Source organism: Dechloromonas sp. ZY10 (assembly GCF_041378895.1).
In the GTDB taxonomy this organism is placed as follows: Bacteria; Pseudomonadota; Gammaproteobacteria; order Burkholderiales; family Rhodocyclaceae; genus Azonexus; species Azonexus aquae.
In genome coordinates this window covers 2,325,831-2,338,360 of record NZ_CP144212.1, presented here as the reverse complement: position 1 = coordinate 2,338,360, position 12,530 = coordinate 2,325,831, and the positions used below count along the sequence as shown (strand labels likewise).

17 protein-coding genes are annotated in these 12,530 nt (G+C 59.1%); 12 read left to right on the top strand and 5 right to left on the bottom strand.

What is annotated here, in order from left to right; translation table 11 throughout:
• Positions 1 to 10: 10 nt before the first annotated feature.
• The gene (locus tag VX159_RS10640; protein WP_371322862.1) at positions 11 to 1,165 is read right to left on the bottom strand and encodes an NnrS family protein; all 1,155 of its coding nucleotides are present in this window, start codon (positions 1,163 to 1,165) and stop codon (positions 11 to 13) included.
• A gap of 210 nt (positions 1,166 to 1,375) precedes the next feature.
• Here VX159_RS10640 and VX159_RS10635 point away from each other — a divergent pair, with 210 nt between their 5' ends.
• From VX159_RS10635 to VX159_RS10615, 5 genes are all read left to right on the top strand, one after another.
• Positions 1,376 to 2,632 (top strand): nitronate monooxygenase, encoded by a 1,257-nt coding sequence (locus tag VX159_RS10635; protein WP_371322861.1) that lies wholly within the window; start codon positions 1,376 to 1,378, stop codon positions 2,630 to 2,632.
• Positions 2,633 to 2,730: 98 nt separating this feature from the next.
• Positions 2,731 to 3,213 (top strand): ankyrin repeat domain-containing protein, encoded by a 483-nt coding sequence (locus VX159_RS10630; RefSeq protein ID WP_371322860.1) that lies wholly within the window; start codon positions 2,731 to 2,733, stop codon positions 3,211 to 3,213.
• A gap of 44 nt (positions 3,214 to 3,257) precedes the next feature.
• A complete protein-coding gene (locus tag VX159_RS10625; RefSeq protein ID WP_371322859.1) occupies positions 3,258 to 4,463 on the top strand; it encodes a hypothetical protein in 1,206 nt (401 codons plus the stop codon).
• Entirely contained in the window at positions 4,460 to 4,894 is a 435-nt protein-coding gene (locus VX159_RS10620; protein ID WP_371322858.1) for a hypothetical protein, read from the top strand. Before VX159_RS10625 ends, VX159_RS10620 begins: the two co-directional genes overlap by 4 nt.
• A 155-nt stretch (positions 4,895 to 5,049) precedes the next feature.
• Positions 5,050 to 5,490, top strand: a complete 441-nt coding sequence (locus tag VX159_RS10615; RefSeq protein ID WP_371322857.1) for a CBS domain-containing protein — start codon at positions 5,050 to 5,052, stop codon at positions 5,488 to 5,490.
• Here VX159_RS10615 and VX159_RS10610 read toward each other — a convergent pair.
• The 4 genes from VX159_RS10610 to VX159_RS10595 form a co-directional block, all read right to left on the bottom strand.
• On the bottom strand, positions 5,484 to 6,293 hold the full coding sequence (locus tag VX159_RS10610; RefSeq protein WP_371322856.1) for a tRNA pseudouridine(65) synthase TruC: 810 nt from the start codon (positions 6,291 to 6,293) through the stop codon (positions 5,484 to 5,486). The two genes, VX159_RS10615 and VX159_RS10610, sit on opposite strands and share 7 nt — an antisense overlap.
• Entirely contained in the window at positions 6,286 to 7,269 is a 984-nt protein-coding gene (locus tag VX159_RS10605; protein ID WP_371322855.1) for a CoA ester lyase, read from the bottom strand. Before VX159_RS10605 ends, VX159_RS10610 begins: the two co-directional genes overlap by 8 nt.
• A 112-nt stretch (positions 7,270 to 7,381) precedes the next feature.
• Positions 7,382 to 8,368 carry a malate dehydrogenase gene (locus VX159_RS10600; protein WP_371322854.1) on the bottom strand — a complete coding sequence of 329 codons (987 nt, stop codon included), beginning with the start codon at positions 8,366 to 8,368 and terminating at the stop codon, positions 7,382 to 7,384.
• Positions 8,369 to 8,491: 123 nt separating this feature from the next.
• Positions 8,492 to 8,782, bottom strand: coding sequence for a hypothetical protein (locus VX159_RS10595; RefSeq protein ID WP_371322853.1), 291 nt, complete (start codon positions 8,780 to 8,782; stop codon positions 8,492 to 8,494).
• A gap of 152 nt (positions 8,783 to 8,934) precedes the next feature.
• Between VX159_RS10595 and VX159_RS10590 the strand changes: the two genes are divergently transcribed.
• The 7 genes from VX159_RS10590 (at position 8,935) to VX159_RS10560 (ending at position 12,517) form a co-directional block, all read left to right on the top strand.
• Entirely contained in the window at positions 8,935 to 9,300 is a 366-nt protein-coding gene (locus VX159_RS10590; protein ID WP_371322852.1) for a hypothetical protein, read from the top strand.
• Positions 9,301 to 9,379: 79 nt separating this feature from the next.
• Complete coding sequence (locus tag VX159_RS10585; RefSeq protein WP_371322851.1) at positions 9,380 to 10,315, top strand: hypothetical protein; 936 nt, start codon at positions 9,380 to 9,382, stop codon at positions 10,313 to 10,315.
• A 2-nt stretch (positions 10,316 to 10,317) separates the two neighbouring features.
• The gene (locus VX159_RS10580; RefSeq protein ID WP_371322850.1) at positions 10,318 to 10,500 is read left to right on the top strand and encodes a hypothetical protein; all 183 of its coding nucleotides are present in this window, start codon (positions 10,318 to 10,320) and stop codon (positions 10,498 to 10,500) included.
• On the top strand, positions 10,493 to 10,621 hold the full coding sequence (locus tag VX159_RS10575) for a hypothetical protein (RefSeq protein WP_371322849.1): 129 nt from the start codon (positions 10,493 to 10,495) through the stop codon (positions 10,619 to 10,621). The genes VX159_RS10580 and VX159_RS10575 overlap by 8 nt, the downstream gene beginning before the upstream one ends.
• Entirely contained in the window at positions 10,621 to 10,914 is a 294-nt protein-coding gene (locus tag VX159_RS10570; RefSeq protein WP_371322848.1) for a hypothetical protein, read from the top strand. Before VX159_RS10575 ends, VX159_RS10570 begins: the two co-directional genes overlap by 1 nt.
• Positions 10,915 to 10,917: 3 nt before the next feature.
• Positions 10,918 to 11,043, top strand: a complete 126-nt coding sequence (locus tag VX159_RS10565) for a major capsid protein (protein ID WP_371322847.1) — start codon at positions 10,918 to 10,920, stop codon at positions 11,041 to 11,043.
• A 97-nt stretch (positions 11,044 to 11,140) separates the two neighbouring features.
• Positions 11,141 to 12,517: a hypothetical protein gene (locus VX159_RS10560; protein ID WP_371322846.1), complete on the top strand. Its 1,377-nt coding sequence runs from the start codon at positions 11,141 to 11,143 to the stop codon at positions 12,515 to 12,517.
• Positions 12,518 to 12,530: the final 13 nt, after the last annotated feature.

Here is a 12,530-nt window from a genome sequence, read left to right as displayed (position 1 = left end):
GCGCGATGGCTCAGTGTTCGCGGCCGTCGATCCGCGCCTGCCACAGCATCGGGATGCAGCGCCAGCCGAGCAGCCCGAAGGCCAGCAGCCAGCACAGGGCGGCGGCGTCGAGCCAGCGCAGATAGGCAGCGGGTGCCAGTTGCGGGCCGAGCAGGCGCAGGATCAGCGCCAGCAGCATGAGCCACAGCACGGCGCGGTCGGCTGGGGCGAAGACGACTTTGCGCCCGGTGTGGCCGTTGCTGATGCGAACAATCATCGCCGGGATCACGCAGCCCATCGCGCCGAAGGTGAACAAATGGGTGGCGACGGTGCCGGTCAGCGCCAGCGGGGTCAGCGTCTGCAGCGCAGCGAGCAGCAGTTGCCCGGCAATCGCCAGATAGCCGACGTACATGATGCCGATGTCGATCCGGGTGAAGGCCTTGGCCGGATGCCAGAAAAAGAAGCGGACCAGCAGCAGCGTCGCCAGCAGCAGGCTGGCTGCCACGGTCAACGTGTCGGGAAGCCAAAATTCAAAGACCAGGAGCAGGCCCAGGAGCTTGATCGGCAGGTCGAGTTTGGGCGTGCGCAGGATCTGAACCTGGAAGCCTGCCTTCATGAACTGGGTCAGGGTACGTTCCAGCATCACCAGGAAGGCGACCCGGTAGAGCGCCAGCGCCATGCTGTAGCCTGCTCCCGGCTGTTCGCCGAGGAGCAGGTTCTTGGCCACCAGAAAGGCCGGCAGCATGACCAGGAAGATCGCGTTGTCGCGGTAGCTGTCGCTGTCGCGATGGCGGATCAGTGTCCACATCAGCATCGCGACGATGCTGCCGAGGAACAGGTGATTGGCGAGCAGGAACAGCGGTTGCGGCCAGTTGCCGCCAAAACTCATGGCCAGGCGTTCGAGCAGCCAGCAGAAGGTCAGCCAGGCCAGCGCGGCACCGTGGTAGCCGCGAATATTGACCCAGTTCTTGGTCGAGGTCAGCAGAAAGCCGCCGAGCACCGCCCAGCCGAAGCCGAAGAACATTTCGTGGGCATGCCACTGCAGCGGGCTGAAACGCGCCGGCGGCGGCAGCGCACCGCGATAGACGAGTACCCAAAGGAGCGGCAACAGCGCGCCGGCGACGCAGGCGAGGGTGAAAAAGGGGCGGAAGCCGACCAGCCACAGGGGATGCCGGAGAAGGTTCATTGCAGGCCTTTCGTGAAGCGGAAGCGCCGGCGACCGGGTGCGGGGGCGCACGGCGCGCGGACGGGGCGTTGCAAGTTTAACGATTGTGTCAATCGGCTAACTTGATTTATCCCGGAGAGGCAAGCAAGGCCGGTCACAATCGCGTAAAATTCCCGCCTCTGCCGGGGCTCGCGAATGCGAGGGGGGCCGGCCAGTTTTCCCGAGGATGATATGAAGCGTGTGGACGATTTCCGCTTGCGTTTGGGCAAGCATGAGTTGGTGCCGATCATGATTGGTGGCATGGGGGTCGACATCTCGACGGCCGACCTGGCGCTGGAGGCGGCTCGCCTTGGCGGCGTCGGCCACATCTCCGATGCCATGATCAATACCGTGTCCGACCGTCGCTACGACACCAAGCACGTCAAGGAAAAACTGGCGCTTTACAAATACAACGTCAATAACGAGGACAAGTCGCCGGTCAAGTTCGACCTCGGCCGCGTCGAGGAGGCAACCCGTCTGCACGTCGAGGCGACGATGACCCGCAAGCGCGGTGATGGCCTGGTTCTGATCAACTGCATGGAAAAACTGACCATGAACGCGCCGCGCGAGACGCTCAAGGTGCGCATGGAAGCTGCGCTCGATGCCGGTATCGACGGGATCACGCTGGCCGCCGGCTTGCACCTCGGCTCTTTCGGCCTGATCGAGGAGCACCCGCGTTTCCGCGACGCCAAGCTGGGGATCATCGTCTCATCGGTGCGCGCACTGCAGTTGTTCCTGAAGAAATCGGCTCGCACCAACCGCTTGCCCGATTATGTCGTGGTTGAAGGTCCGCTTGCTGGCGGCCACCTTGGCTTCGGCATGGACTGGGCCCAGTACGATCTGGCGACCATCGTCGCCGAAGTGCTGCAGTATCTGCGTGACGAGCATCTCGATATTCCAGTGATCCCGGCTGGTGGCATCTTCACCGGCACCGATGCAGCCCAGTTCCTGGAAATGGGTGCAGCGGGTGTCCAGGTGGCGACCCGCTTCACCGTCGCCGAAGAGTGCGGCCTGCCGGCGACTGCCAAGCAGGAATACTTCAAGGCGACCGAGGACGACATCGAGGTTAACCAGTTGTCGCCGACCGGTTACCCGATGCGGATGATCAAGAGCAGTCCCGGGATCGGTTCCGGTATCCGCCCGAACTGCGAAGCCTACGGCTACTTGCTCGACGCCAGCGGCAAGTGCTCCTACGTCGCCGCCTACAACCGCGAAGTCGCGGCGCATCCCGAAGCCCGCAAGATCAAGGTGATGGACAAGACCTGCCTGTGCACGCACATGCGCAACTTTGACATCTGGACCTGCGGCCAACTGACCTGGCGCTTGAAGGACACCACCAATCGTCTTGCCGACGGCAGCTATCAGGTACCGTCTGCCGAGCATATCTTCAAGGATTACCAGTTCAGCGTCGACCAGCAGGTCGCGTTGCCGGCTGCGACTGCCGCCTGAAGCGTGGCAAGCCCCGGCCCGGCCGGGGCTTGAGCGAGGTCAAGGCAAGCCCCTTGCCGCCGGTTAGACTGTCCGCTTTTCTTGCGAGGAGCGGCGCGATGCGCAAAACCGGTCTTCTTGCGGCGCTCTTGCTGAGCGTCGCGTTTGCCGCCGTGGCCGAGGTGCCAATCGGCGCCAACGAACATCCGATTCACGATCTGGCGCGGCTCGACAACGGGCGGGCCATCAGCGCCCTGCTGCAGAAGGAGCCGGCGGCCCGCGACCGGCGGACGGCGCAAGGCTCGACACCGCTGCATCTGGCCGCCGCCAACCCCGATCCGAGCGCCTTGCAAGCCCTGCTGGCGGCCGGTGCCGATCCCAATGTCCGCGATGGCGAGGGTTCGACCCCGCTGCATATTGCTGCTTACGCGCAGAACGCCAAGCATGCGCGCTACCTGCTCGAGGCCGGCGCGGATCCGCAGGCCAAGACTAATGCCGGGCGAGATCCCACCTCGATGGCGCGGAAGGCGATGGCGCATGAGGTCTCGGGCATCATTTCATTGTGGATACTCAAGGGCTGCCAGGCTGGAAAGCCCTGCTGACCGGCTGGTATGATGGACGGCTACCTTTTCGGAAAAGCAGCCTGATGTCTGTTCTCCGTTTCCTCCTCCCGCGTCTGTGCGGGGTTGCTGTCAGCAGCCTGGCGATTTTTCTGGCGGGACCTCTTGTGGCCGAAGAGGCAGCCTTCACGGTGCAGGGCTTTGCTACCCTCGGCGCAACCCGCAGCAATAGCCGCGAACTCGAGTTCGTGCGCGATCTCAGCCAGCCTCGTGGGGCGCGCCGGGAATGGACGCCGAGCGTCGATAGCGTTGCCGGAGTCCAGGCCGATTGGCGCCTGGCGCCAGAGTTGTCCTTGACGGTACAGGCGGTCAGTCGCTATCGCCATGATCGCAGCTATGCCCCGGAACTGGCCTGGGCTTTTCTCCGCTACGAACCAACGCCAGCGTTGACCTGGCGTGCCGGGCGTCTGGGAACTGATTTCTTCATGCTGGCAGACTCGCGGCTGATCGGTTACTCCTATTTGACGGTGCGGCCGGCAGGGGATTTTTTCTGGCATTTGCCGTTTTCCTCGATTGACGGTGTCGACCTGGTTGCCAGCCGCGTCTTCGGCAGCGCCGTGTTGCGCGGCAAGTTGTTTTATGGCGCGCCATCGGCGCATTTGCCTCTGGCACAGGAGCAGTGGAAGATTGCCGGATCGCCGATGGCAGGCGGTTATCTTGATTGGCAGCAAGGCAGCTGGCAGTGGCGGGCCGGGTATGCCGCGTTGCGTTTCAGTCATGATCTGCCGCTGGCTGGAGCGCTGGCGCCGAGCTTGCCAGAGCCCTGGTTGGCCGAGGCGCTGGCGTATCTCAAGACGGCAGGCCGGCGTTCCGACTTTTACTCGCTGGGGGCGGTTTATGACGACGGTCCTTGGCAGGCTCAGCTGATGGTGAATCGGATCGAGCAGCAGAGCGCGGCATTCGAGAGTTCGTACGCTGCATCGCTGTTGCTGGGGCGTCGTTTCGGTGCATTCACGCCGTACCTGGGCTACAGTCTGGCGCGCTCTTCGCCCAAACGGGAGCGCTTGAACCCGGTGGTGGACCGGGTTCTGGCTGACAGTCACGTGCAGCAGGGGACTGCGACCGCTGGCCTGCGCTGGGACCTGGCCCGGCATACCGCGCTGAAGTTTCAGTGGGATGGCATCCGGGCTGCTTCGACATCGTTGTTCCCTTTTCGCGATGATCCGGCAACTGGCCGCTGGTCGGGCCGGATGAACGTCTATTCAGTAACCTTGGACTACGTTTTCCGATGAGTCGCCGTGATCTGCTGCTAGCCTTGGTGGTGCTTGCCTGGCTGTTGCCGGCGGGCGCGCCGCAAGCCGAACTGGTGGTGGTGGTGAATGCTCGCAGCGGGGTTTCGGCGATGACCCGGGGGGAGGTGGTCAATCTCTTTTTCGGACGCAGCAGGCAGTTGTTCAACGGAATCGAGGCACAGGTCGCCGATCTGCAGGATGCTCACCCCGATCGCGAGCGTTTTTATCGGGCGCTGGTCGGAAAGGAATTGGCCGACGTTAATGCCTATTGGTCGCGGCAGTTGTTCACCGGTCGTCTGCAGCCTCCGCCGCAGCTCAAGACCAGTGAGGAAATGTTGCGCTGGGTTACCGAGCGGCCGGGCGGGGTTGGCTACGTCGATTTGCGCCATGCCGATGCGCGGGTCCGGGTCGTCTATGAGTTGAAACCTTGAGGCGCACCATGGCTTATCTTGAGTTGATTGGCTTGGTTGTGATTTTTATCGGGATCGCGGTGGCGGTGATCCGCTCGCAATAAATTTGTCCTGCCGGTGACGGCTTTATGCCAGACTACAGAGGCATATTCCATGCACGATCAAGGAGACAAAACATGCCGAGAAGAATGATCAGCCAAGTGATTGCCGGCCAGACTCTGGTCACCGCTGCACCCGAAACGACGGTGCGCGCAGCCGCCAGAATGATGGCGGAGAAGCGGGTGGGTGCGGTACTGGTTCTTGATGGTGGGCGGCTGGCGGGGATTTTTACCGAACGCGATGCACTGAACAAGGTGCTGGCAGCCGGTCTCGATGCCGATACCACTCCGCTGGTACAGGTCATGGTTAGCAAGCTACAGACCATCGGTCCCGACAAGCCGCTTGCCTATGCGCTGCACATGATGGCCGAGGCTGGTTTTCGGCATGTGCCGGTGGTTGATGCCGCAGGTTCGCCGTTGGGGATGGTCTCAGCCCGCGATGCGCTGGGGCAGGATATGGTTGAACTGGAGCGTGACCTGGCGCGCCTGAGCGAACTGGAAAATTCGATCGGCTACTGACTATCCGATGTGCGGACGGAAGGTTCCCCGATCGCTTCCGTCCAGTTGAAACGCGCCAGCAAGGCGGCAAAATCACCGCTGACTGGCGCGTCGATTTTGATTCGGCGCCCATCCTCCGGGTGGTCGAAAGCCAGTTGGGTGGCGGCCAGCAGCAGTCGTCGACAGGCCAGTTGCTCGGCGAAATAGCGATTGTGCCGCCCCTTGCCGTAGGTGGCGTCGCCGATGATCGGGTGGGCCAGATGTTTGAGGTGGCGGCGCAATTGATGACGGCGGCCGGTAACCGGTTCCAGTTCGAGCAGGGCGTAGCGGCTGCTCGGGTAGCGGTCGACGGCGACCGGCAATTCGATGCTGGCGAGTCTGCGGTAGCGAGTCAGCGCTGGCTGGGCTTCTTGGCTTGAGCGTTCGCCCTGGAATTCGAAATCGTCACGTTGCCGCGTCAGCGGGTGGTCGATTTCGCCGCTCGCCGCAGGGTGGCCCCGGACTACGGCCAGGTAGCGCTTGTCCACCGTCCCGGCTTCGAACTGGCGGCCGAGTTGGCTGGCGATTTCCGGGCTTAGTGCAAACAGCAGGGTTCCTGAGGTGCCGCGGTCCAGGCGATGCGCCGGCCAGACGCGCTGGCCGATCTGATCGCGCAGAATCTGGATCGCAAAGCGGGTTTCGTGGCGGTCGATCTCCGAGCGGTGCACGAGCAGGCTGGGCGGTTTGTCGATGACGACCAGCCAGCGGTCGCGGTAGAGAATGGAAAGTTCCGGTTCCGCCTCAGTTAGGGAGGGGTTTTCACGGTCAACAGCCGGATCACGCAAAAAAGCGCTCCTTGGCGGTAGCCGGGATAGCCATTCCGGTAATCTGTGCGCGATCAAGCAATTCCCAGTAATAGCGGTAGGAGGCGCGGTCGTGCAGCTTGCCAGCGTGCTGGATCGGCCCCCAGTCCTTGTCCTGGGCGGCGGACAGGATTTCGCTGGCGGCTTCGACTTCGGAAAAGTCAGGGCGCATGGCCTCGATGATCGGGACAATCTGGTTGGGGTGGATGCTCCACATCCGCAGGTAGCCGAACTCGCTGCGGGCGCGGCGGGCATCGCTGCGGATCAGGTCGAGGTCCTTGAGTTCAGTGGTGACGTTGTGTGCCGGGACAATTCCATTGGCCAGTGCGGCAGCGGTGATTTCGCATTTGGCGCGGGTGATCAGCGGGTGTTCGAACTGGCCGGGGCTGCGCATGGCGCTGCCGGGGATCGCGCCGTGGTGCCCGGAGACAAAGTCCATCAGGCCGAAGTCTAGCGATTCGACACCAGGGAGGGCGGCGATTTCCCAGACTTCACGCAGGGCGCCGTGGGTTTCGATCAGGACGTGCACCGGGATGCGCCGTTCGATCCCGTGCTTGCGTTCGGTGTCGCGCAGGGCTTCGAGCTGGATTTCGACATCCTCGGCCGAGCAGGGCTTGGGCAGGGTGATGAAGGGCAGGCGGTTGCCGGCGCGGCCAACCAGGATTTCGAGATCCTGCTGCCAGTGCGGATGGGTTACGTCGTGAATCCGTGTGCCGACGCGATTGAAGTGATTGTCCGCGCTGTTGATCAGTGCGGCGACCATTTCGGCGTGCTCGCGCTCGGCACCGGCATGCGCTCCATCTTCGCAGTCGCAGGTGATGTCAAAGATCGGCCCGAGTTCGTTCTGCAACTGCAGGGCTTTCTTCATCAGCTTTTCCGAGCCGGCGTAGTGATCGACGGCGGGCAGGACCGGGAAGGGCTTTTCGCCCGCAAACAAAACGTCTTTGGGATGGCGCATGCTAGTTGTCAGGATCGAGTTGTTGGTTGTTAGTAAAAAGAAAAGGCCGCAGTATTTTACTGCGGCCTCGCGTTTTGCTAACTGCTAAGAGCTGGTAGCTAATCGCTCGCTCTTACAGCATGTCCTTGACGGCTTCGGCTTCGTCGGTCAGTTCCTTGAGCGTGATGTTCATCTTCTCGCGGCTGTACTCGTCGATTTCCAGGCCCTGGATGATTTCGTACTTGCCACCCACGCACTTGCAGGGGAAGCCGTAGACGATACCTTCCGGGATGCCGTAGGAACCATCGGACGGAACGCCCATGGTGACCCATTCGTCGGAGCCGAGGACCCAGTCACGAACGTGGTCGATGGCGGCGTTGGCAGCAGAAGCAGCGGAGGACAGGCCACGGGCTTCGATGATGGCCGCGCCGCGCTTGCCGACGGTCGGCAGGAAAACGTCGTTGTTCCAGGCGTGATCGTTGATCAGGGCCTTGACGTTGTCGCCGTTGGAGGTGCAGTTGCGGTAGTCGGCGTACATCGTGGGCGAGTGGTTGCCCCAGACGACCAGCTGCTTGAACGAAGAGACCGGGCGACCGGTCTTCTCGGCCAGTTGCGACAGGGCACGGTTGTGGTCCAGGCGCAGCATGCCGTGGTAATTGGCCGGATTGGTGCGGCCAACTTTCTTGGCAGCGGCAGCGGCAATGTAGGCGTTGGTGTTGCAGGGGTTGCCAACGACCAGAACCTTGACGTCTTCCTTGGCATTCTCGGCAATGGCCTTGCCCTGAACGGTGAAGATGGCGCCGTTGGCGGTCAGCAGGTCGGCACGTTCCATGCCCTTGGTGCGGGGACGGGCGCCAACCAGCAGGCAGACATCGGCGTCCTTGAAGGCAACGTTCGGGTCGTCGGTGGCGATCATGCCGGCGAGCAGCGGGAAAGCGCAGTCGTCCAGTTCCATCATCACGCCCTTGACGGCTTGCTGGGCTTGCGGCAGATCCAGCAACTGCAGAATCACCGGCTGATCCTTGCCGAGCATTTCGCCAGAGGCGATGCGGAACAGCAGGCTATAACCGATCTGGCCGGCGGCGCCGGTAACGGCAACGCGCATGGGGGCTTTGGACATATGTCGCTCCTGTATCAAACAGCGTGGTGGAAATAATTCTATCGGCTCGCCTGGCAGGAATCGCGGGCAATTCCCCTTGCTTTGCGGGCGAGACTTCGATGTTAGAAGTTAGCGCTCTGCCTGTCAATTCATCATATGTCTTATATAAGACGCACTAGACGGCGACGCTAGAAGGTGGCTCCAGAAATCGCGCTTCTCTGGCTTCTTTTCTGTGACCAGCTCGTTAGCCGAAATCACTGCAATCCGGTCCGCTTCAATCATGTCTGCGATCTGGATGACTTTATCCAGTGGTAGGCGTCCTCGACCGTTTGCGGCCTTGCTGACTTCGGGCTGGTTGATTCCTAGAGCGCGGCTTAGTGCAGAAATGCTTCCGGCCTTCTCTGCTGCTTGTCGGATGTAGTCGCTCAGTTCCATGAATATCTCCGTGTGCTATTGACTATGGGTAATTGCCCATGTATCGTCATGCTTATATGTAAATACATATACACAAGGGCCTTAATTGCCACTATCTAAGCTAGGGGGAAACCCCGTGCCTGTCAACGTTCGTCCGTCCTGGAGTTATCACCATGCAATCACGCGTCACTGTCGTCGCATCTGAAACCCGCAAAGCGCTTTATCCCTCCAAGTCCGGTGGCGCTCCCCGCGAAGTTACTTCCCATGTCTGCAAGGTCATTCTGTTCAAGCACGACGGGACCATTGATGTATCGACCATGAAAGTGCCGGAAGCCCTTGCGCCAAACGGGGTTACTCCGGGTGATTACCTCGTCGATTACTGCGCCGGTCGTTCGTTTAAAGAGGATGCAATGGTTGGCGTGATGTGCACGTTCGAACGCGTCGGCGGGGCGTCTGTAGCGTCGTCCATCGCTGAAGCGCAGCAGCAGTCTGCAAAGGCAGCGGAAGCCAAAGCTGCTGAAGCCCCTAAGAAACCCTGACCCCCAAAAAGCGAAACCCCGGATCAGTTGGCGCTGTCCGGGGCTTCTAACCAAAACCTAGAGCAAGTAGGTCGATGGCATGAGCGAATTATACGCCCAAGAATCAGCAAATTACTACATCAATTTACGTCAGTTTTCAAGCGGGGAGTTTGAGGCCGTGATGAAAGTTGTAAAGCCAATGTCTGAGGAACTCATTAAGCATAGTATTGCTGGCACGTCCTACGCTGCCGCCTGTGCTGAAAAGGGTGAAACCTCGCGTAGTGGCTTTACAAGTTTCCGTGTCAAACCGGACGAAGAAAAGACCGATTTTGACCATCAATCCAACCACAATCGCGCTGTTCGGCGGGCGAAACAGAACATCCGATGGCTTGCTAAAGCCATGTGTGCAGATCGCCTTTTCACTCTGTCTTACCGCGAAAACGTGACCGACCGTGAAAAGGTCCGCGAAGACTTCAAGCGCTTCATTCGGTACGTTCGTCACGGCTGGCGTGGTCAAGAGGGTATCCCCGGCTGGCAATACGTTGCCGTCCTTGAACTCCAGGAACGTGGCGCTTTCCACATCCATTGTGCTGTCAAGGGCTGGCAAAGGGTCAAGTACCTGCGTCAGTGCTGGTACAAGGCGCTCGGCGGTCGCGGTGACGAGGCCGGAAGCGAAACCCCCGGCGCGGTCAATGTGACCAATCCCGACCGCAAGAGGTGGGGCCATACGGGGCGCCAGTGGAAGGTCAACAAGCTCGCTGGCTACCTGACCAAGTACCTCGCAAAGACTTTCGACACCTCCAGCTCAGAGAAAAAACGTTACTGGCATGCACGCGACATTACGTTGCCCGAAAAGCAACGCTACTGGATCGGCGGCGCATCCATGCCGGAGGCCATCAAAGAGGCTTACTCGATGCTGCAATTCCTGACCGGCGTGACCGTCGATTGCAACATGTGGGTGTCATCACTCAATGATGTTTTTTGGATCGCTGGCAGACCGCCGGCTAATTCCCATGATTTTAGGGTGTCGGCATAAAAATGGATTCCTCGCATGTCGCTTTCAAAAAACAGATCGACGAGGCTGGTGCCTCTGTTGCCGCCATGGGGCCTGAGCATCAGCTTTTTATTGAGCGTGTTTCTTTAACGCTTCTTTTACAGTCGCGCTTCTCTTCGTTGTTTCGTTTGGTTTGTCTTTCTGATAGGCCAGAAGAGCATGAATAAAGCTTATCTCTTTCTCGCCGCCTGTTTTGCCATCTTGCTTTATGTGACTGTCACGAAAGCGGAACAGGCCGGCCGCGATGTGGGGCTGCCTGCGCAATTTATCGGACGCGGGGTGCTCTAGTGGCCGTCTGCGTCGAAAACGTCGGCTTTTACGCCTTCCCCGGTCCTACCGGCACCGCAAGAATTTATATCTCCGGCTTCGCGGTCAGCGATCCGCAGCCGGACGACAAAACAACTTGTTCCTTAGTCGTTGTTGACGGCTTGGAATACCGCTTAATCAGTGCTTCGCCCTTCGCACTGACGGCTGACCAGGGCGCACAAGTGGGGGTGGCGATCCTCCTTTTGTGGGCTGTGGCTTGGACGTTTCGCCAGGTAGGGCAATTTCTTAAATCCTCTTCTCATTCTGGAGATTGAAAAATGGATGTTTCCTCCGTCACTACCGCCATCAACGGTGCTGTTGCCCCGATTTCCGCCATCGGTGCGGCTGTTCTGATCGTTCTCGTTACCGCCTCGGTGTACAAGTGGATTCGTCGCGCTCTGTAATCGCGTGACTGTCACGGGGCGGCAATTTGCCGCCCTTTTTTTTCGTCCAGGGGGCGCAAATGGGATTTTATGTTGTTGTTGGAATAATCGGCGCGGGGTGGATTTTATTCCACTGACAATTATGAAAAGATTGATTCTTTTAATTCTGTTTTTAATCTCGAATTCCTGTTTATCTGCTGGCGGTGGAACTGGTGCGGGTGCTTTTACGGTTGTTCAGCACAAAGGTCAGACTGCGTATGCGACATATATGCGCCAGAAATACGGCGTCGATCTATACAGCACTTATAGTTATTCGTTCCCGTCGGCTCCGTGGCGTTTTATCTCAAGTAGTGGCGATTGCCCATCGGCTTCTTATAGTCCTAGTGATACCTATGCGGAACGCTGTTTGGGTAGTACGGTATTCTTCAATAATTCCACCGGTTCTGAAGTCTATGAGATTCATGTTGTTCGCTGTGGTGCAATTGGTGATGGCTGGGCGGTGAATTCCAGTCTTGAGTGTTATCGTGATTGTTCCGTTGTTGCTGGTGGATTAATTGAACCTTATCTCTATCAGACCAATGCGTGGACTATATGCGACCAGTCGACTTTATCTTGTCAAACCGGCGCAGCTTGGCCTTCTGGTTACACTGATTATCGTTGTGAGGATGGTTGCCGCGTTCTGGTTGATTTGACGGACGCGGGTAAAAATCTATTCGGCGGTTGTGTGGCTGGAACGGGCGCGTCAAAAGAGAATCCTCTGCCGCTTTTTTGTTACGTTAAACAGGCTGGATTTACTGGCGCTAATTGTTCGTTGACGGATACCCCAAAAAAACCTACATCGGGAACAACTCAGGCTGGTGATTCCTGGTCGTCGTCCACGTCGACATCTACCGGTACTGGTGGCGATTCTGGTGGTGCTGCGCCTGGTGATTCCACGTCGACATCAGGTGGTTCTCCTACCGGTGGAACATCTGGTTCTGGCACTGATCCCGGCACTAGCGGCCCTGGGACCGGCGACGGGACCGGCACCGGGACCGGCGCTGGTCCCGGGGATGGCCCCGCAGGGATATATGGCCAGAATCGCTGCGCGGATTCGTTTCTTTGTACCGGCGATGCCGTCCAGTGCGGTGTTGCGCGTGAGGCATGGATGGCTCGATGTATTGCCGAGCAGGTCAATTCTCTTGAGGGAAACGACAACTCCGTATTTGATCCAAACAGGCCATTTGGAACAGACGATTTCAAACAAAAAGGCGATGACGCATTAAATAAAAACGGTCTTTTTGATTTCGATGTAATGGAAGCGTTCCAGAAAAATCGCCAGGAATATTTTTCATTTGCAGCCGGCTGCATTTCTTCTGTGCCGGTCAATATTTACGGCAATTTATTGACGGTTGATTTATCCATTCTCTGCGAGTTCGGTAAATTCATTCGTTTAATTATGCACATTGCCGCTTATTTAATTGTTTTGCGGTTGATGCATCGCACGCTTGTTTAATACGGGGGGGGGT